Raw genomic sequence first — 18,291 nt, forward strand, 5'->3', positions numbered from 1 at the left:
GAATCCCGGGGGATTACAGCGCGCTCAGGTCTTCAGGCACGTTGCCGTAGGCCCGCAGCAGCTTGGCATCGCCGAATTCGCCGATCGCGGGATCGCCGGTGCGGCTGAATGCGACGGCGCCGATGCTGCCCGGCATCCGCGACATCGTCTCCGCCCGGCGCAGCGCAATCGCCGAACTCTGGCATTCCTCGGCATTGCCGGCGACCGGCGTGCCGTCGTCGTCCTGCATGAAGGGCAGTGCCACGTAATAGGTCACATCGGCCATCGCTGTGCTCCCTGATGGTCAGGCCAACAATCACAAGAATCAGGCAGCGTCGCTTGCCACGTCGCTCGTCAATTCGCTCGCCATTTGGGGGCGTGCCGGCACGCAGCCGGCGGTGATCGCGGCCTGCAATTCCTCGAGCTCGGCCTCGAGATACTCGTTGGCCATGATCAGCGCCTTGATGGTGCTGCGCAGGTTGCCGTCGCACATCGCGATCGCCTGATCGCAGGCCTTTTCGTAGCGGCTGTTGTGGTCGGGCAGGGACGGCGGGGCGGACATGGCGAAACTCCCTTCGATGGCTGGCGGCTGGATCGAAATGTTCTCTTTTTGTTCTGATAGAGTCAAGCGCCGAGAAACGGAAGAACATCCGTTGCCGGGAATGTGAAGCCGAGGGGGCGCTGTGGATGACGGGGAAAACCGCCGGATCGAACCGAACCAGGGGCCGCGAGGCGGCGCGTGGCTCAGGCGATGATGTCGGGCGTGATCTGGTCTTCGATGAAGGCGATGCGATCGCGCAATTGCAGCTTCCGCTTCTTCAGGCGCTGCAGCATCAGGAGATCCGGCGCCGGCGACTGATGCAGCGCGTCGATCGCGGCGTCGAGGTCGCGGTGCTCTTGTTGCAGACGCGCAAGCTCGGCGAGGAGTTCGCGCTCATCCTGATCGTTCATGGTTGTGTGTTAACTGGTAAGCACGACGAAGCTGTTGCGGCCGAAGCAGCCGCTCGCCGGAATATCCTCCCTCGGCGCGCGCCGCGCAAGCCGAACCGGTTCCCTGATCACGATTGGTTACAGATAAACCGAAATGCGTGCGTGCGGCATATCGCGTCCCCTATCGACAGGCCCGTCCACTCGTGTACACTTGTTGGTCCGGATCGACCCTGAGGTTTAACGCACCGAGGAGTGTTCGCAATGGCAATACAGGCCCATCTCGTTGAGTTGGAGCGTAAGCACAAAATACTCGAGAACGAACTGCACGAAGCGCTCGTTCACCCCTCCGTAGACGATCTCCACATTTGCGAGCTGAAGCGCCGCAAGTTGATGGTCAAGGACCAGATCGAGCGGTTGAGACTGTCCGCCGACGACACGGTCCACTAAGCCGGCCCCCGCAAATCAGCAAACAATCCTGACCTTTTCACCGAGGGATGAACGCCGCAGCGCGCATCCCCCGGGAGGTCATGCTGCACGTGCTCAGCCGTATTGGCCAAGCCGAATTTGTTCAGTGTGCTGCCAGCTCGCCGACATGGTCGGCGACCGCGAGCGACGACGTCAGCCCCGGCGATTCAATCCCAAACAGGTTGATCAGCCCGGCGACGCCGTGGTCGGCCGGCCCCTGGATCAGGAAGTCCTGGGTCGCCACCGCCGGCGGCACGATCTTGGGCCGGATTCCCGAATAGCTCGGCATCAGCGCGCCATCCGGCAGCGTCGGCCAGTATTTCCGGATCGCCGGATAGAATCGCTCGGCCCGCGCCGGGTCGACCGCGTAATCGATCCGATCGATCCATTCGACGTCGGGACCGAACCGCGCCTGTCCGGCCATGTCGAGCGTCAAATGCACGCCGAGCCCACCGGGCTCCGGCACCGGATAGATCAGGTGCGAGAACGGCGCCCGGGCGCTGCAGCTGAAGTAATTGCCCTTGGCCAGATAGGCCGTTGGAATCAATTCGATGGGCATGCCCTCGACATTGCGCGCGACCGCCGGGGCGCCGAGCCCTGCGGCATTGACCAGCAGGTCGCAGGCGAGTGTCATCGGCGCCGCGCCGCCGGCCTCGACCTCGAACCCGTTGCCGGTGGCCCGGGCGTGGAGCAGCGGCGTATGGAACGCGAAGGCCGCGCCCGCCTCCTCGGCGTCGCCGCGCAGCGCCAGCATGTAGGCATGGCTGTCGATGATCCCGGTCGAGGGCGACAGCAGCGCCGCGTCGCAATTCAGCGCCGGTTCCAGCGCACGCGCCGCAGCGCCGGACAGCAGCTGCATGTCGTCGACGCCATTGGCCGCGGCATGGGCGCGGATCGATTGCAGCTTTTCGGTTTCCGAAGGCGTGGTGGCCACGATCAGCTTGCCGCAATTCCTGTGCGGGATGCCGTGCTCGGCGCAATAGCGGTACAGCGCCCGCTTGCCGCTGACGCACATCCGCGCCATCAGGCTGCCGGCCTTGTAGTAGATCCCGGCATGGATCACCTCGCTGTTGCGCGACGAGGTCACCGTGCCGATGGCTTCGGCCTCCTCGAGCACGACCACCTCACGGCCGGCCTGTGCCAGCCTCCGCGCCACGGCGAGGCCGATCACCCCCGCCCCGACGATCACGCAATCAACCCTGTCCATCTCGTCCTTCAGGTCCGACAATTTCCGCGCGATCGCGCCCCCGGCCGCCGCCGCCAACATCGTTCAGCCGATCCGATCGCTTTCGGCAAGTGCCTATTAGCCAAGTGCTTGGGCCATCTCAAAGAGTTGGGGAGCCATGCCCTGTTAGTGCAGCATTAATCATGTCAGGGCAATTGCCGCAAATTGCGCCACGTTTACCGGTTGCATCCTGACGCGTTTACCCGATCCAAACCGCCAAAGCCGGACACTCGCCCTGGAAATCCGCGGGTGATCGATGGCTGGCAGGAAGTGGCAGGCGGGCGGGAAGAATTCGATTCCGGCAAGGGCCGTGCTTTGCCTGATCGCTGCCGTCGTGCCGCACGCCGCAGCCCGCGCCGGCACCGGCGGATTCGCGCCATCGAGCTATCTCGGTGATCTCGATCCCGGCGTGGTCTGGGAGCTCCTGATCGGCAGCGTGGTGGCCGCGTCGTTTTTCGGCGCGATCGGATTGTGGATCCTCTCGGCGCTGCGCAAGGCCAAGCGCGCCCAATTGCGGCGCAACGCTTTCGTCTCCTCGGCGCTCAACCATCTGAACCAGGGCGTGGTGATGACCGATGCGTGCGAGCGCATCGTGTTCTGCAACGACCGCTATCTCGACATCTACGGCCTGTCGCGCGCCGACATCAGGCGCAACATGACCGGCACCGAGCTCTTGGAGCTGCGCCGCGACCGCGGCGTGCTCGACATCAGCGCCGCGGATTTCTTTACCCGGGCGGCGGCGCCGGAAGGCCTCGTCACCGAACTGCCCGGCGGCCGGTCGGTGCTGGTGAAGTATTTCCCGCTGCCGAACGGCGGCTCGGTCGCCACCCATCTCGATTGCACCGACCAGCGCCAGCTGTCGCGCAAGCTCGCCTCGACCACGCAATTCCTGGAATCGGTGCTCGACAACGTCCCGGTCTGCGTCGCCGCCAAGAACATCGAGGACGGCCGCTACATCTTCGCCAACCGCGCCTTCGAGCGCTTCTCGCGGTTCTCGCGCGATCACATCGTGGGCAAACGCGCCGACGAGATCTTCCGTCCCGAGACCGCGGTCAGCATCGACACCGCCGACCGCGCCGCGCTGGACGCGCCGCAAGGCTATCACCGCAGCGAGTTCTTCGTCGAACGCGGCTCGGAGAAGCGCATCCTGGCGTCCAACCGGGTGATCGCCCGCAACGAGGCCGGCGCGCCGGAATTCCTGATCGCGCTGTTCGAGGACGTCACCGACCGCCGCGCGCTGTCGCGCGAGCTCGAGAACAACAAGAAGTTCCTCGAGCTCGTGGTCGACAACATCCCGGTCTCGCTGATCGTGCAGCGCGTCAGCGACGGTCGCTATCTTTTGGCCAACCGCAGCGCCGAGACGATCCTCAACCGCCGCCGCGAGGACGCCGCCGGCCTCACCGCGTCCGACATCTTCAACGCGCGCGAAGCCAAGCTGATCGTCGCCCGCGACGAGGCCGCGATCAGAAAGCGCAGCATGATCGCCGAGGAGCATCCGATCTCGACCAAGGATGGTTTGCGGCTGTTCCTGACCCGCCGCATGACCGTGCTCGACGATGACGGCGAGCCGCAATATCTGATCAAGACCCATGAGGACGTCACCGACCGGCGCCAGACCGAGTCGCGGATGGCGCACATGGCCTATCATGACGGCCTGACCGATCTGCCGAACCGGGCCGCCTTCCTGCAGGCGCTGACCCAGATGATCGAGGCCTGCGACGGCACCGGCGAGGAATTCGCCGTGCTCTGCGTCGACCTCGACGGGCTGAAGGAGATCAACGACGTCTACGGCCATGCGATGGGCGACAAGGTGCTGATCGAGGTCGCGCAGCGCCTGCAGACCGTGGCGCGCGGCGGCGTGGTGGCACGGCTGTCCGGCGACGAATTCGGCCTCATCATCGACGGCCAGCAGCCCGCCGCCGGCATCGCGCTGGCCGAGCAGGCCGCCGAGGCGCTGGGTGGGGATTTCGCGATCGACGGCAAGTCGGTGCGCACCGGCCTCACCGCGGGGATCGCGGTGTTCCCGCACAACGGCACTGATGCGGCCTCGCTGCTGGCCAATTCCGGCGCGGCGCTGTTCCGCGCCAAGGCCAAATCGCGCGGCACGATCTCGATCTTCGAGCCGGAGATGGACCAGCAGATCCGCGATCGCCGCGTGCTGCACCAGGAGCTCTCGGTCGCGATCAAGAACGGCGAATTGTCGCTCTATTACCAGCCGCAGGCGGCTGCCGGCGGCAGCGTCGCGGCGAGCCAGATCATCGGCTTCGAGGCGCTGGCGCGCTGGCACCATCCCCTGCGCGGCTTCGTGCCGCCCGGCGACTTCATTCCGCTTGCCGAGGAAAGCGGCCTGATCGTCGAGATGGGCGAATGGATCCTGCGCGAGGCCTGCCGGGAGGCCGCCTCATGGGCCGTCCCGATGCAGGTCGCTGTCAATCTGTCGCCGGCGCAATTCATCCATGGCGACCTCGTCGGCCTGGTCCATTCGATCCTGCTCGAGACCGGGCTGACGCCCGACCGGCTCGAACTCGAAATCACCGAAGGCGTGCTGATCGAGGATTTCGACCGCGGCCTCTCGCTGCTGCGGCGGCTGAAGGCGCTCGGCGTCCGCATCTCGATGGACGATTTCGGCAGCGGCTATTCCTCGCTGAGCTATCTGCAGGCGTTTCCGTTCGACAAGATCAAGATCGACCGCGCCTTCGTGATCAATCTCGGCCGCAATCCGCAATCGGCCGCGATCGTGCGCGCGGTGATCGATCTCGGCCACGGCCTCGAAATGTCGATCGTCGCCGAGGGGGTCGAGACCGAGGCGCAGCTCGGCTTCCTCTCCGAGGAAGGCTGCGACGCGGTGCAGGGCTATCTGATCGGGCGGCCGGCCCCGATCGGTCAGTTTGCCGCGCTGGTCGGCGGCGACCGGCTCGCCGAAACCGTGCGCAAGGCCGGATAAGCCGGCGGTCGGCCAGGCCGGCTGCGCTTGCCATCGGTTGCACGTCCGGTTACCGTCCGACCACCACATCATTTCGGCCGAGAAAGGAGGGCTGCGTCGTGGCGAGATCTAGCGATCCCCACCTCAAGCGTGGCCCCGTCAACGCCCTGCAAATGCGTTTGCAGGGCTGACCGGAAACTCGGCTAAAATCTTGTCCTGGTCTGCCCTTCGTGGCCGTGCGGCACCGAACGTTTGAACGTTCGCGCCTGCACTCAAATTCCTCGCCGCGCTTCGACACGCACATCCGTTGATGGCTGCATGCCCACGCGATGACGTGATTGCCGGCAAGACCAGAGAATTGATCGTGACCCTCATCAATGTCCGCAATCTCGGCGTGACGCTGAACGCGCCGCTGTTTTCCGACCTGAATTTCGTCGTCAATGCCGGCGACCGCATCGGCCTCGTCGCCGCCAACGGCCGCGGCAAGTCCACGCTGCTGCGCTGTATCGCCGGCGCGATGGAGCCCAATACGGGTGACATCACCCGCGCGCGCGGACTGACCGTCGGCCATGTCGAGCAGGATGCGCCGGCGGGGCTGATGGATATGCCGTTCCATACCGCCGTGCTGGAGGCGCTCCCCGCCGGGCAGCGCGACAGCGAGAGCTGGCGGGTCGACATCGCCCTGCAATCGCTCGACGTGCCTGAGGAATTGTGGGCGCGGCCGTTGAAGCAATTGAGCGGCGGCTGGCTGCGGCTCGCGCTGCTCGCCCGCGTGCTGGTGACCGAGCCCGATGTGCTGCTGCTCGACGAGCCGACCAACCATCTCGACCTCGCCAAGATCGCCCGGCTCGAGGTCTGGCTCAATGCGCTGCCGCGCGAGATGCCGGTGGTGATCGCAAGCCACGACCGCGCTTTCCTCGATGCGACCACCAACCGGACGCTGTTCCTGCGGCCGGAACGCTCGCAGCTGTTCGCGTTGCCATACACCGCGGCGCGTGCGGCGCTCGACGAATGCGACGCAGCGGACGAGCGGCGCTTTACGCGCGACATGAACGCGGTCCGGCAGCTGCGGCAGCAGGCCGCCAAGCTGAGCAATCTCGGCATCAATTCCGGGAGCGACCTCCTGCTGTCGAAGACCCGGCAGCTGAAGCAGCGCGCTGAGCGACTGGAGGAGACCGCGAAGCCCGCGCATCTGGAACGCTCCGCCGGCACGATCCGGCTCGCCAACCGCGACACCCATGCCAAGGTCCTGATCAGGCTGAACAACGCGGTGATCGCTACGCCCGACGGCAGGCCGCTGTTCCGAACCGGCCCGCAATTCATCTGCCGGGGTGACCGGATCGCGCTGCTCGGGCCGAACGGCGCGGGCAAGACCCGGTTCGTCGCGGCGCTGCGGCTGGCGATCGAGAACTCCGTGGCGGCAGTCGCCGAGATCCGCGCCACCGAGTCATTGGTGCTGGGCTATTGCGACCAGGCACTGGCCGATCTCGCCGATGGCGACACCCCGATCGGCATGCTGACGCGGCGCTTTGCGGTCGGCGATCAGCAGGCGCGCGGCCTGCTCGCCGGCGCCGGGCTCTCGATCGAGATGCAGGGCCGTCCGATCGGGCGGCTGTCCGGCGGGCAGAAGGCCCGGCTCGGCATGCTGGTGCTGCGGCTGACCCAGCCGAACTTCTATCTGCTCGACGAGCCGACCAACCATCTCGACATCGAGGGTCAGGAGGCGCTGGAGGATGAACTGATGCAGCAGCAGGCCAGCTGCCTGCTGGTGTCGCACGACCGCCGGTTCGTGCGGACGGTGGCCAACCGGTTCTGGGTGATTGAAGGCAAGAAGCTGATCGAAGCCGATGGGCCCGAACACTTCTTCGCCTCGGTCGGCGCTGCGCCCTGACGCATTTTTCGTGCGAACACGTATTCCGTTCGCAATGAAATGCGATACGCGTTGTGCATGGCGGACTATGACGTTGCGATCATCGGCGGTGGGCTGAACGGCACGAGCATCGCACGTGATGCGGCCGGTCGCGGCCTGCGCGTGATCCTGCTGGAGCAGGGCGATCTCGGCTCCGGCGCGTCGCAGGCTTCGCCGCGGCTGGTGCATGGCGATCTGGCCGGGCTGGAGCGGCGGCAGTTGTTCCGCGTCCGGACCGCGCTCAGGGAGCGCGACGTCTGGCTGCGTATCGCGCCGCACCTGGTTCGGCCGGCGCGCTTCGCGATCCCGGTTCATGCCGGGGAGCGGCCGGTGTGGCAATTGCGGTCGTTGCTGCTGCTCTACGAGCGGCTCGCCTCGCGCAGCGGCCTGCCGCGCTCGACGACCCTCGATGTCACCCACCATCCGGTCGGCAACGCGCTGAAGCGGCCGTTCGGCACCGCGTTCGAATATTCCGACTGCGTCGTCGACGATTCCCGGCTCGTCGTGCTGAATGCCGTCGACGCCGCGGCGCGCGGCGCCGAGATCCGCACCGGCGCGCGCCTGACTCGGGCCGAGCGCGGCGAGACCTGGCGGCTGATCGCGATCGACCGCGGCTATCGGCGGGTGATCACGGCGCGGGCGCTGGTCAACGCGACCGGCGCGTGGACCGCCTCGGTCGCCGACACGGTGTTGCGCGTACCGGGGCCGCCGCTTGCCACCGTGCAGATCGGCCAGATCGTGGTGCGCCGCCTGTTCGACTGCGACAACGTCTATGCGTTCCAGAACCCCGACGGGCAATTGATCTTCGCCAGTCCCTATGAGCGCGACTTCACCCTGATCGGCAGCGTTAGCCATGCCTTCAAGGGTGATCCCGCCATTGTCGCGATGGATGCGCGGGAGGTGGCCTATCTCTGCGACGCAGCCAACCGTTACTTTCGCGAGCAGATCACCCCGGCCGATGTGCTGCGAACGGTCTCCGGTGCCAATTCCGTCGTCGCACCCGCGCGCTGGCGACGCGCTGGCACAGTGTCGCCCGACTTCAAGCGCGGCAGGGCGCCGCTTCTCACGATCTTCGGCGGCGACGTCACGACGTCGCGGCGCCGGGCCGAGCGGGCGGTTTCGAAGTTCGCGCGGTTCTTTCCGATGGGATCGCGCTGGACCGCGACGGCGCCGTTGCCGGGCGGCGAATTCGCCTGGCAGCGCTTTGAGAGCGAGGTCGACATCGCCCGCGACCGCTGGCGCTTCCTCAACGAGGCGCAGGCGCGGCGGCTGGTGGCCGCCTATGGACTGAACGTGAAGGATATCCTGGGTGACGCGAAGACGAAGGCCGATCTCGGCCCGGCCTTCGGTGCTGAATTGACCGGCGCCGAGGTGCGTTACCTCATGCGCAAGGAATGGGCGCGCTTTCCCGACGATGTGCTGTGGCGCCGCTCCAAGCTCGGGCTGACCACGCCGCAAGCCGATCGCGATGCGCTTGCCGCGTTCATGGTCAAGGCGGATTGAGCGCGATTAGCAGCGGTGTTTCCGCGCCGTCATGGCCGGGCTTGTCCCGGCCATCCACGTCTTTCTGTCGCGGAGACCAAGACGTGGATGCCCGGCACAAGGCCGGGCATGACGAGTTTGTGGAGCTATCGAGTCCATATGCGAAAGGCCGGCGCTTGCGGGGGGAAGGGACAGCTCCAACAGCTTCTATTGCCTTGCCGCCTCCTGCGCCCAGGCGAGGTCGCGCCGGGACGGACGGCGATGCAGCCGGTCCGAGATCAGGCCTGTGGCTTGCCGGCCCTGGCCGGCGCGCAGGCAGGCGACGATGAAGGTGTCCTCCCACAATTCGCGTTGCGCATGGCTGCCGCCGATCCGCACCAGCTCGGGCATCAGCGGTGCCAGGATGCGCACGGCGCCCTCGTGATCCCCGGCGGCGAAGGCCGCAACGCCTCGGCCGAGCCCGATCGCGGCCGGGCCGGGCGCCAGTTTGCCGTCGGCGTCGCGCGCCGCCATCTCGGCCAGCCGCGCCTCGAGCGCATCGTTGTTCGTCGTGGCGGCGACCAGCGCGTAGTGCACGTCGGCGAAATGCGCGCCGGCTTTCGGGAAATAGCCGTCGCCATAGGCGGCGACATCCTTCCAGTGCGCGTCGAGGCCGGTCTTGCCGGCGACCGCGAGACGCCACAGCAGCGAGGCCGTGTCGGTATAGATGTTGAGCGGCGGATAAGGGCGGCCCGCCGGCTTGATGTGCTGCTCGTAGATAGCGAGCGCACCGTCGGCGTCGCCCTCCTCGATCGCGATCAAGGCGAGGTGCCAGGCGAGATGGCCTTGCAGGAAGCTCGTGCGATCATTCGCCGGCAGCCACGCGGAGAGGAAGCTGCGGCCTTCGGCGCCGTCGCCCTGTTCGAACAGCGCATGCGCCAGCGCGTGTGCGGCGCCGGCGTTCTCCGGCTTCAGCGCATAGCCGCGCTCGGTGATGGCGCGGCCGGAGACGACGTCGCCGGCCTCGGTCTTCGACCAGCCGAGATAGGTGAGGAACCACCAATCGTCGCCATAATCCTTGGCGTAACGTTCGGAGATCGCGAGCCGCGCAGCGTCATGATCGGGCCGGCCGGAGAAGGCGTAGAGGCCGAACGCGCCGAGCAGCAGGGAGAGGATCTGCGCATCGCGCGGATATTCGCTGAGATGCTGTTCGGCCGCGGTCATCGCCTTCTTGGCCTGGCCTTCGATCACGGACGCGATGATCTCGATGTGCTGGCGCTCGCGCGGGCTTGCGGCAGCTGCGAGCTGCCGGGCATCGGCCGCCTTGGCGCGGGCCGCGGCGCCCTCCATGTTGAGCTGATGCACGCGGGCGCGGCCGAGATGGGCCAGCGCGAAATCGGGATCGTCGGCGATCGCCGCCTCGAACGCCGCATCCGCACCGTGCAGCGCCGCCAGCATCCGATCGACACCGTCGACATAATAGGCGGCGGCGCGGTCCGACGTGGTCGTCAGCGGCAGGCCGTAGCGGTCGCAAATCATCGGTTGTCCTCCCGAATTCGGCTGCGAAGTCTAGGGCATGTCCTCATAAAGGCAACGAGCCCCTTCGGGGCTCACGTCCGCTTAGCCCTCGATAGCATCGCAAAAGCGAACATCGCGGAGGTCCGAGTTGGGCCATGAGCGGACGTCGTTCATCGGAGCACGGTCGGTTCGGTCCGGTCCGAAGGGAAGGTGACCGGCGTTTGCGAATGCAGCCAGAGATGGCACGAAGGTCTGATGCCTGTTCGCCTGGCCGATTTTCCGCGTCGCTTTCCCTAACGGTTGTGTTCGGTAAATTGCGCCTGCTAGGATTGAGAGCAGTTGCGGGAGGTACTATGGCGATGAAGCGTATCACTCTTCTGGCTGTCTGGCTCGCGGTCGTCGCTTCAGTGACTGCTGCTCGGGCACAAAGCGGAGACGTTCTGCGACCGGAGGATGGTTTGCCGGTTGACGAACACATCGCCCGAGAGCTGCAAGAACATCGAGGTGTGGTGATCGTTGACGCAATCCTCATGATGTCAAATATCGGTGGGGGTCTCACGCGTTGTGTCTTTCCTGTAGTCACTCTCGGCCAAACTCTCGACAAGAGCGCGCCGACGAAAACGATCAGAGTCAGCGTGGTCGGAGGAGGAAAGTTGACGGCGTTTGGCGGGATTACCTCACTTCCTCCGGGCGAGTATCTTTTGCTGAGCATAAGGTGCGACAATATAAATGCCGGCTATGGTGGCCCTCATGCCAAATTCCAGGTTCGCGCTGGAGAGATCGTCGACATCGGCGCGCTTCGGCTTGATCACGAAGGCGGCGGGCTCTTTTCGAACGCCGGAAAGATGCACCGGTCTGTGGGAGATATAAGTCCCGAGGTCGTGGCTCTTCTGAAGGCACGTGCGCCCCGGGCCATGACCCACATGGTTAGACGTCCGATGACCATGTTAGGTCCGCCTGATTCCGTGACCCGCACCAGCATTCGGCGGTGTGGAATCATCGGATGCCTTTGATGGGATCGCGACCCCAGATCCGGTTTCGGCTTTGGATACGAGGTGTTCCAGGTCGCGTGATACAGCGAGTCAGAGCGCGCGACAGCGAGACGTCGCTCGCCGTTGCTCGCTACCTCCGTGCATTGTATCGCCGTCTGCTGGAGCGTTCTCTACCTTTTTGGCGCTGGTCGTCAGACGGTCGTTCTTCAAGATCGAATCAAGGACAAGTGCTGGGCCACCAACTGAGGCGGCCTTAATCTTTCTATAAAATGCTGTATTGAACCAAAACTCTTTATCGTTTTGGCAACCGAGAACGCTTGGCAAACAGTGCACCAAACTTCCGCAATAGGTCAAAAGCGGTAAGGTCTAGACTGAGCAGGTGCCTTCCGGTTTGAACCTCAAAGCCGACGCAACGCATTTAAGAGCCCGCCCCAGCGGGGGCCCGGAGCCTGACAATATTGCGGGAGATGTTCGTGAGGCGGTTGAGCCGGTGGCGATCCGCCGCTAGCTTGCCGCCAGGATCGGACCTTGCGGGAATCGGGGCTTCTTGACGTGACATCGGGCGAAGCGACTGCGGAGGCGGCAACGCCGTTGCCTGAACCGGCCGTCTCGGACATGCCGCTGCTGCGGATAGAGGGCGTCGCCAAGTCGTTCGGCAATTTCCGCGCGGTCGATAAGCTCTCGCTCGACATCCGCGCCGGCGAATTCTTCGCGCTGCTCGGCCCGAGCGGCTGCGGCAAGACCACGCTGCTGCGCATGCTCGCGGGCTTCGAGGCGCCGGACGAGGGCCGCATCCTGCTCGGCGGCAGCGACATCGCCCAGGTGCTGCCGCACGAGCGGCCCGTCAACATGATGTTCCAGAATTACGCGCTGTTTCCGCATCTGTCGGTGCGCGACAACATTGCGTTCGGGCTGAAGCGCGCCGGCATGGCGCGCAAGGATATCGCGACCCGCGTCGCGGAGATGGTGGCGCTGGTCAAACTCGAAGGGCTGGAGAAGCGCAAGCCCGATCAGCTCTCCGGCGGCCAGCGGCAGCGCGTGGCGCTGGCGCGCTCGCTGGCGCGCCGCCCGCAGGTGCTGCTGCTCGACGAGCCGCTGGCTGCGCTCGACAAGAAGCTGCGCGAGAGCACGCAGGGCGAGCTGATGGAGCTGCAACGGCGGCTCGGCACGACCTTCATCATTGTCACCCACGATCAGGAGGAGGCGATGACGATGGCCGGCCGGATCGGGGTGATGGACGCCGGCCGCCTGGTCCAGGTCGCCACCCCGCGCAATCTCTACGAGGCGCCGGCCTCGCGCTGGATCGCCGAGTTCGTCGGCGACATCAATCTGTTCGATGGCAACGTCGCGTCCCGCGAGAATGGACGGTTGAGGGTCGCGACCGCGGAGGCGGGCACGCTCGCGGTCAGCGAACTGTGGCCGCCGGTGACCAAGGAGGTCGTCAGCGTCGCGATCCGCCCCGAGAAGGTGAAGCTGTCGCGCCGCGCGCCGGCGTCGGACGAGGCGGGCTCGCATGCGATCAACCGGCTGGAGGGTGTTGTGGCCGACGTCAACTATCTCGGCGGCGTGACCAGCTACCGGGTCAAGCTGGAGACCGGCGCGGTGGTGCGGGCGTCGATGGCCAACACCGCGCGGCTCGATGTCGATGGCTATCTCGCCGGCCAGCGCGTGGTGGCGTGGTTCACCGCCGACGACTGCCTGGTGCTGGAGCAGTGAGCGCGCGCCGCATCTTCGCCCGGCCGGCGCGGCTCGCCGCGATCGCGCCCTATCTCTGGATGGTGCTGTTCTTCCTGGTGCCGTTCGGCTTCGTGCTGAAGATCAGCCTGTCGCAGACCGCGATCGCGCAGCCGCCCTACACGCCGGTGTTCGATTTGGCCGAGGGCCGCGCGGCGCTGGCGGCGGCGTTTGCGCAGTTGTCGTTCGACAATTTCCGCCTGCTGATATCAGACAATCTCTACATCCTGTCCTACCTGCGCAGCCTCGTCGTCGCGGTGACCTCGACCTTGATCCTGCTCCTGATCGGCTATCCCATTGCGTACACCATGGCGCGGCTGCCGCAGCGCTGGCAGGCTGTCGCGATGATGCTGGTCATCGTGCCGTTCTGGACCTCGTTCCTGATCCGCATCTATGCCTGGATCAACATCCTGCAGCATGACGGTCTGCTCAACCAGATCCTGCTGGCGCTGCACATCGTCTCGACGCCGGTGGTCTGGCTGTCGACCGACAGCGCGATGTATCTCGGCATCGTCTATTCCTATCTGCCGTTCATGATCCTGCCGCTCTATGCGACGCTCTCGAAGCTGGATGCGTCGCTGCTGGAGGCGGCCGGCGATCTCGGCGCCTCGCCGCTTCAGGCGTTTTGGCTGGTGACGTTTCCGCTGTCGCTGCCCGGCGTCGGCGCCGGCGCGCTGCTGTGTTTCATTCCGATCGTCGGCGAGTTCGTGATCCCCGACCTGCTCGCCGGCTCCGATACGCTGATGATCGGGCAGACGCTGTGGCTCGAATTCTTCACCAACAAGGACTGGCCGGTGGCATCCGCCGCTGCGGTGGCGTTGTTGCTGCTGCTGGTGCCGCCGCTGGTGCTCTATGACCGCCTGCAACGGCGCCAGCTCGAGGCTGACAGCTGATGGCGCGCACCGTTACCCGGCTGACGCGCTTCAACATGACCTCGCTGGCGCTTGGCCTGGCCTTCCTCTATCTGCCGATCGTGATCCTGGTGATCTACTCTTTCAACGCCTCGCGGCTGGTGACGGTGTGGGGCGGCTGGTCGCTGCGCTGGTACCGCGAGTTCTTCAGCGATCGCGCCATGCTGGAGGCGGCGTGGATGAGCCTCTCCGTCGCCGCGGTGTCGGCGACGCTCGCGACACTGCTCGGCACGCTGGCGGCGGTCGGATTGGCGCGGGGCGAGCGGTTCAAGGGGCGGGCGCTGTTCTCCGGCATGCTGTATTCGCCGTTGGTCATGCCCGAGGTGATCTCCGGCCTGTCGCTGCTGTTGCTGTTCGTGGCGCTCAATGCCGAGCGCGGCTTCTGGACGGTGACGATCGCCCACACCACGCTGACGATGTGCTTCGTCACCGTCGTGGTGCAGTCGCGCCTCTCCGCGCTCGACCGCAGCCTGGAGGAAGCCGCGATGGATCTCGGCTGCGATCCGGTGCGTGCGTTCCTGATGGTGACGCTACCGCTGATCGTGCCGGCGATCGTGGCGGGGTGGATGCTCGCCTTCACGCTGTCGCTCGACGACGTGGTGATCGCAAGCTTCACCACCGGGCCCGGCTCGGCGACGCTGCCGATCCGGATCTATTCGGAAGTGCGACTCGGCGTAAAGCCCGAGATCAACGCGATCTGCACGCTTGTCATCGCGCTGATCGCCGTGATCATCGTGGTGGCGTCGTTCGCCTCGAAACTGTCGAACGCGCGCGGCGAGAGCGCCGCGCCGCTGTAGAGGAGCGTCAGCGACGAGGCAATCCATTTCTCCGCTCGCGGCGAGATGGATTGCTTCGCTTCTCTCGCAATGACGAGGAAACGATGGGGATCACGACTTGACGGCGCCTGCCGTCAGCCCGCCGACCATGTAGCGCTTGAAGGCGTAATACACCGCGGCCGGCGGCAGCGCGTAGATGAAGCCGGTGGTCATCAACAGCTCCCACGGCGAATCGTCGGCGGCGAGGAAGTTGCCGAGCGCGACCGGCAGCGTGATGTCGGTATCCTTCGACAGCAGCAGGAAGGCGTAGAGATATTCGTTCCAGGCGAGCAGGATCGCGTAGGTGCCGACCGCGACCAGCGAGGGCATCATCAGCGGCACGTAGACCAGGCGGAATAGCTGCAGCGTGGTGGCGCCGTCCATCGTCGCGGCTTCATCCAGCTCGACCGGCAGCTTGTCGGAGGCCTGCTTCAAGACCCAGATCGCGTAGGGCGCGGCGATCGTGACCATCGCCAGGATCAGCGACCAGTGATTGTTCAGGAGGCCGTAGGTACCCATGGTGCGGTACATCGGCACGGCGAGGAACGCCGCCGGAATGAAGTAGGTGAACAGCGCCATGTTCATGACCGCACGGCCGCCCGGCACGCGCAGCCGCGAGATCGAGAATGCGGCGGCGGTGGCGACGAACAGCGTCAGCGCGCCGACGGCGAGTGCGATCACGGTCGAATTCCAGAACTGGATCCAGAAGTCGCGCAGGAAGTAATGCTGCTGGTGGAACACGATCGAGAAATTATGCAGCGTCGGATGCGTCGGCCACAGCTTGCCGGTGAACGCGTCCTCCTTCGGCGAGATCGCGAACACGAACATGTGGTAGATCGGGATCATGGTCCAGATGAAGACCGGGATGCCGATCAGCAGCAGCCTGGCCTCGGTGCCGACTTCGCGGAGGGTGGGCAGCTTCATCGCGACAACCGTTTCATCATGAAATAGACCAGCGGCAGCACGAACGGCATGGCGCAGACGATCGAGGCCATCGCCAGCGAGAGCTGGTCGAGCCTGAGATAGCGGATGCCGAGCGTCGATAGCACGTGGGTGAGGTCTGCCGGCCCGCCGCCGGTGAGCAGATAGACGCTGTTGAAATCGCCGAGCGTCCAGATCATCGAGAGCAGCGTGCAGGTGATGTAGAGCGTCTGCATCGACGGCCAGGTGATATAGCGGAATTTCTGCCACCAGTTGGCGCCGTCGACGTCGGAGGCCTCGTACAGGTCGTGCGAGATCGCGAGCCGCCCGGTCAAAAGGATCAGCGTCCAGAACGGCAGCGATTTCCAGATGTGGACGCCGATCGCCATTGCCAGCGCGACCGCGGGATCGTTCAGCCAGTTCGGGCCGTCATCGCCGGTGAACTTGAAGATCAGTTGGTTGACGACGCCCCATTCCGGATTGAGCATGAAGCGCACCGAGAGAATGGTCGGGATCGACGGCACCGCCCAGGGCAGGATGAAGATCACCGACAGCCACCTGATCCAGGGCCTTTGCTGGGCGAAGAAGCCGGACAGGAACAGCGCGATCAGCATCTTGATGTTGATGCCGATGACCAGGAAGATCAGCGTGTTGACCGCGGCGCGGGCGAAGATCGGGTCGTGATAGAGCGCGACATAGCTCGACGGATGGCGCGCCAGCCACAGGCCGTAGCCGACCGGATAGACCACGAAGGCGAGGAACACGAGCAGATAGGGCGCGAGCAGCGCGATGCCCCAGACCTGCGGCGGCGACAGCCGCGCCGACAGCGGCGGCGAGGGGGCATCGGATGCGGAAAGTGTGATCGCCATTGGGTTACTCTAACGAGATGTCGCTTACGTCGTCGTCCCGGCGAAGGCCGGGACCCATAACCACAGGTCCCGGCCGTTGCGCGAAAGCCGTCCACCAGCCTACTCCAAAACGACCGCCGCGGCGTATAGGTCCCGGCCTTCGCCGGGACGACGCGGAGCAAGTTCGGCAGTGCCGGTCATCGTCTACATTATCACCCCGCCACCTGCTTGATGCGGGCGATCAGTTCGTCGACGGCCTTGTCCACCGGCACCTTCTCGCTGACGACGCGGTTCATGGCCTTGGCCCAGACGTTCTCGTTGTTCAGGATGGTGAACTTCCAGTTCTTGGTGAAGTCGAACGGCGCGGTGCCGCCGGTGAACTGATTCCACACCGCCTTGCGATGCCGATCGGCCTGCCAGAACGGGCTGGCCTGGCTCGCCTTGGTCACCGGGAACCAGCGGCCGAGCGCGCCCTCGACATAGGGCCGCACATTGTCTTCCTGCATCAGGAAGGCGATGAACTGCTTGCCTTCCGCCTTGTTCTTGGCATTGGCGAAGATCAGCCCGGTCTTGACGTCGGAGCGGTACTTGATGGTCGAGCCGTCCGGCGCCTTCGGGAAGGACGCCGTGATGATGTCCTGCTCATAGGCCTGCTTGCCGGCGGCGCGCTGCGCGTCGGTCAGCGCCGGATTGGTGGAATCCTCGAACCACTTCGCCGCGATCGAGATCGTGAAATTGTGCGTCATCACGATCGTCTTGTTGTGGAAGGCGACGTTGTTGTCCGGATCCTTCCAGGTCGTCGAGGAGGGCGGCGTGCAGCCCTTGATGTAGGTGTCGGTGTAGTCCTTCAGCGCGTGGATCAGGCCGTCGCGCACCTTGGGATCGTCGACCAGAAGCTTGCCGTCGTCGTCGACCAGCTTGACGTGGTAGGCGTCCATGAAGGTGTAGAACGACTGGAACGAGTCGGTGGATTCCACGCCCATCGGCTGGCCGACGCCGTAGATGCGCTGGCCGGTGGCCTTGCGGATCGCCGGCTGCACCTTGTCGCACCAGAACGACCAGTAGTCCTCCCACTTGGTCGGGATGTCGGCGGCCTTGAAGCCGGCCTTCTCCAGCATGTCGCCCCAGATCTGGACGTGCATGCTCTGCTGCTTGAGCGGGAAGCCGTAATAGGACTTCTTCTTGGTGACGTCGTTGTAGAGCAACGCCGCTTCCAGCGTGTTCGGCGCGAAGGCATCCTTCATCGGCAGCATGATGTCGGAGAGGTCCTCGAGCTTGCCCTCATAAGCCCACTTGCCCTGCGCTTGCACATCGTAGGTGTCGGAATAGGCGACGTCGGGCACGGTGCCGGAATCGAGTGCCGCGACCGTCTTCGGGATCATGTCCTGGATCGCGTATTGCGACAATTCGACCTTGATGCCGGTCTTGGCTTCGAATTTCTTGATCGTCTCGAGCAGCGCGTCGTCTTCGGATTTGTAAAATCCCTTGCCCCACCAGACGGTGATCGTCTTGCCCTGCGCCAAAGCGGGCGCAGTTGCCGCGAACAGGCCAACCGCAGCGACCGCCAGTGATAGCGCACCGATAACCTTGGATCTCACGTTGTTCTCCCTCATGAGGCCGGCTTTTTAACCGGTTGGAGAAAACACTAGCGCATGCCCGT

The 18,291-nt window shown here is 65.2% G+C and carries 16 protein-coding genes; 8 read left to right on the forward strand and 8 right to left on the reverse strand.

The window, feature by feature from the left end; genetic code table 11:
* Window positions 1-13 precede the first annotated feature (13 nt).
* The 3 genes from ACVMB0_RS13860 to ACVMB0_RS13870 form a co-directional block, all read right to left on the reverse strand.
* The gene (locus tag ACVMB0_RS13860; RefSeq protein ID WP_024583703.1) at window positions 14-265 is read right to left on the reverse strand and encodes a hypothetical protein; all 252 of its coding nucleotides are present in this window, start codon (window positions 263-265) and stop codon (window positions 14-16) included.
* 39 nt (window positions 266-304) lie between these two features.
* Window positions 305-541, reverse strand: a complete 237-nt coding sequence (locus ACVMB0_RS13865) for a hypothetical protein (RefSeq protein WP_461346611.1) — start codon at window positions 539-541, stop codon at window positions 305-307.
* A gap of 182 nt (window positions 542-723) precedes the next feature.
* On the reverse strand, window positions 724-930 hold the full coding sequence (locus ACVMB0_RS13870; protein WP_024583705.1) for a YdcH family protein: 207 nt from the start codon (window positions 928-930) through the stop codon (window positions 724-726).
* A 240-nt stretch (window positions 931-1,170) separates the two neighbouring features.
* Between ACVMB0_RS13870 and ACVMB0_RS13875 the strand changes: the two genes are divergently transcribed.
* Window positions 1,171-1,356: a YdcH family protein gene (locus tag ACVMB0_RS13875; RefSeq protein ID WP_050422666.1), complete on the forward strand. Its 186-nt coding sequence runs from the start codon at window positions 1,171-1,173 to the stop codon at window positions 1,354-1,356.
* 121 nt (window positions 1,357-1,477) lie between these two features.
* Here ACVMB0_RS13875 and ACVMB0_RS13880 read toward each other — a convergent pair whose 3' ends face one another.
* Entirely contained in the window at window positions 1,478-2,581 is a 1,104-nt protein-coding gene (locus ACVMB0_RS13880; RefSeq protein WP_461346612.1) for an NAD(P)/FAD-dependent oxidoreductase, read from the reverse strand.
* 274 nt (window positions 2,582-2,855) lie between these two features.
* On the opposite strand from ACVMB0_RS13880, the gene ACVMB0_RS13885 reads away from it, so the two are divergent.
* The 3 genes from ACVMB0_RS13885 (at window position 2,856) to ACVMB0_RS13895 (ending at window position 8,934) form a co-directional block, all read left to right on the forward strand.
* A complete protein-coding gene (locus ACVMB0_RS13885) occupies window positions 2,856-5,543 on the forward strand; it encodes a sensor domain-containing protein (RefSeq protein WP_461346613.1) in 2,688 nt (895 codons plus the stop codon).
* A 343-nt stretch (window positions 5,544-5,886) separates the two neighbouring features.
* On the forward strand, window positions 5,887-7,413 hold the full coding sequence (locus tag ACVMB0_RS13890; protein ID WP_461346614.1) for an ABC-F family ATP-binding cassette domain-containing protein: 1,527 nt from the start codon (window positions 5,887-5,889) through the stop codon (window positions 7,411-7,413).
* Between the two features lie 57 nt (window positions 7,414-7,470).
* Window positions 7,471-8,934, forward strand: a complete 1,464-nt coding sequence (locus ACVMB0_RS13895) for a glycerol-3-phosphate dehydrogenase (RefSeq protein ID WP_461346615.1) — start codon at window positions 7,471-7,473, stop codon at window positions 8,932-8,934.
* A gap of 186 nt (window positions 8,935-9,120) precedes the next feature.
* Here ACVMB0_RS13895 and ACVMB0_RS13900 read toward each other — a convergent pair whose 3' ends face one another.
* Window positions 9,121-10,350 (reverse strand): tetratricopeptide repeat protein, encoded by a 1,230-nt coding sequence (locus ACVMB0_RS13900; protein WP_461349648.1) that lies wholly within the window; start codon window positions 10,348-10,350, stop codon window positions 9,121-9,123.
* A 413-nt stretch (window positions 10,351-10,763) separates the two neighbouring features.
* On the opposite strand from ACVMB0_RS13900, the gene ACVMB0_RS13905 reads away from it, so the two are divergent.
* From ACVMB0_RS13905 to ACVMB0_RS13920, 4 genes are all read left to right on the forward strand, one after another.
* Window positions 10,764-11,423 carry a hypothetical protein gene (locus tag ACVMB0_RS13905; protein ID WP_461346616.1) on the forward strand — a complete coding sequence of 220 codons (660 nt, stop codon included), beginning with the start codon at window positions 10,764-10,766 and terminating at the stop codon, window positions 11,421-11,423.
* A gap of 594 nt (window positions 11,424-12,017) precedes the next feature.
* Complete coding sequence (locus ACVMB0_RS13910) at window positions 12,018-13,118, forward strand: ABC transporter ATP-binding protein (RefSeq protein WP_461349649.1); 1,101 nt, start codon at window positions 12,018-12,020, stop codon at window positions 13,116-13,118.
* The gene (locus ACVMB0_RS13915; RefSeq protein ID WP_461346617.1) at window positions 13,115-14,029 is read left to right on the forward strand and encodes an ABC transporter permease; all 915 of its coding nucleotides are present in this window, start codon (window positions 13,115-13,117) and stop codon (window positions 14,027-14,029) included. The genes ACVMB0_RS13910 and ACVMB0_RS13915 overlap by 4 nt, the downstream gene beginning before the upstream one ends.
* Window positions 14,029-14,844, forward strand: coding sequence for an ABC transporter permease (locus ACVMB0_RS13920; RefSeq protein WP_461346618.1), 816 nt, complete (start codon window positions 14,029-14,031; stop codon window positions 14,842-14,844). The genes ACVMB0_RS13915 and ACVMB0_RS13920 overlap by 1 nt, the downstream gene beginning before the upstream one ends.
* A gap of 90 nt (window positions 14,845-14,934) precedes the next feature.
* Here ACVMB0_RS13920 and ACVMB0_RS13925 read toward each other — a convergent pair whose 3' ends face one another.
* The 3 genes from ACVMB0_RS13925 to ACVMB0_RS13935 all read right to left on the reverse strand — a co-directional run bounded on the left by ACVMB0_RS13925 (window position 14,935) and on the right by ACVMB0_RS13935 (window position 18,229).
* On the reverse strand, window positions 14,935-15,786 hold the full coding sequence (locus ACVMB0_RS13925) for a carbohydrate ABC transporter permease (RefSeq protein ID WP_461346619.1): 852 nt from the start codon (window positions 15,784-15,786) through the stop codon (window positions 14,935-14,937).
* The gene (locus ACVMB0_RS13930) at window positions 15,783-16,652 is read right to left on the reverse strand and encodes a carbohydrate ABC transporter permease (RefSeq protein ID WP_028336011.1); all 870 of its coding nucleotides are present in this window, start codon (window positions 16,650-16,652) and stop codon (window positions 15,783-15,785) included. The genes ACVMB0_RS13925 and ACVMB0_RS13930 overlap by 4 nt, the downstream gene beginning before the upstream one ends.
* Window positions 16,653-16,843: 191 nt before the next feature.
* On the reverse strand, window positions 16,844-18,229 hold the full coding sequence (locus ACVMB0_RS13935) for an ABC transporter substrate-binding protein (protein ID WP_456750292.1): 1,386 nt from the start codon (window positions 18,227-18,229) through the stop codon (window positions 16,844-16,846).
* Window positions 18,230-18,291 lie beyond the last annotated feature (62 nt).

It is taken from the genome of Bradyrhizobium sp. USDA 4451, assembly GCF_054822585.1.

Coding starts and splice junctions, on each gene's coding strand:
- ACVMB0_RS13860 (WP_024583703.1), bottom strand. CDS start 265: ATGGCCGATGTGACCTATTACGTGGCACTGCCCTTCATGCAGGACGAC.
- ACVMB0_RS13865 (WP_461346611.1), bottom strand. CDS start 541: ATGTCCGCCCCGCCGTCCCTGCCCGACCACAACAGCCGCTACGAAAAG.
- ACVMB0_RS13870 (WP_024583705.1), bottom strand. CDS start 930: ATGAACGATCAGGATGAGCGCGAACTCCTCGCCGAGCTTGCGCGTCTG.
- ACVMB0_RS13875 (WP_050422666.1), top strand. CDS start 1,171: ATGGCAATACAGGCCCATCTCGTTGAGTTGGAGCGTAAGCACAAAATA.
- ACVMB0_RS13880 (WP_461346612.1), bottom strand. CDS start 2,581: ATGGACAGGGTTGATTGCGTGATCGTCGGGGCGGGGGTGATCGGCCTC.
- ACVMB0_RS13885 (WP_461346613.1), top strand. CDS start 2,856: ATGGCTGGCAGGAAGTGGCAGGCGGGCGGGAAGAATTCGATTCCGGCA.
- ACVMB0_RS13895 (WP_461346615.1), top strand. CDS start 7,471: ATGGCGGACTATGACGTTGCGATCATCGGCGGTGGGCTGAACGGCACG.
- ACVMB0_RS13900 (WP_461349648.1), bottom strand. CDS start 10,350: ATGCTGGCGGCGCTGCACGGTGCGGATGCGGCGTTCGAGGCGGCGATC.
- ACVMB0_RS13905 (WP_461346616.1), top strand. CDS start 10,764: ATGGCGATGAAGCGTATCACTCTTCTGGCTGTCTGGCTCGCGGTCGTC.
- ACVMB0_RS13910 (WP_461349649.1), top strand. CDS start 12,018: ATGCCGCTGCTGCGGATAGAGGGCGTCGCCAAGTCGTTCGGCAATTTC.
- ACVMB0_RS13920 (WP_461346618.1), top strand. CDS start 14,029: ATGGCGCGCACCGTTACCCGGCTGACGCGCTTCAACATGACCTCGCTG.
- ACVMB0_RS13925 (WP_461346619.1), bottom strand. CDS start 15,786: ATGAAGCTGCCCACCCTCCGCGAAGTCGGCACCGAGGCCAGGCTGCTG.
- ACVMB0_RS13930 (WP_028336011.1), bottom strand. CDS start 16,652: ATGGCGATCACACTTTCCGCATCCGATGCCCCCTCGCCGCCGCTGTCG.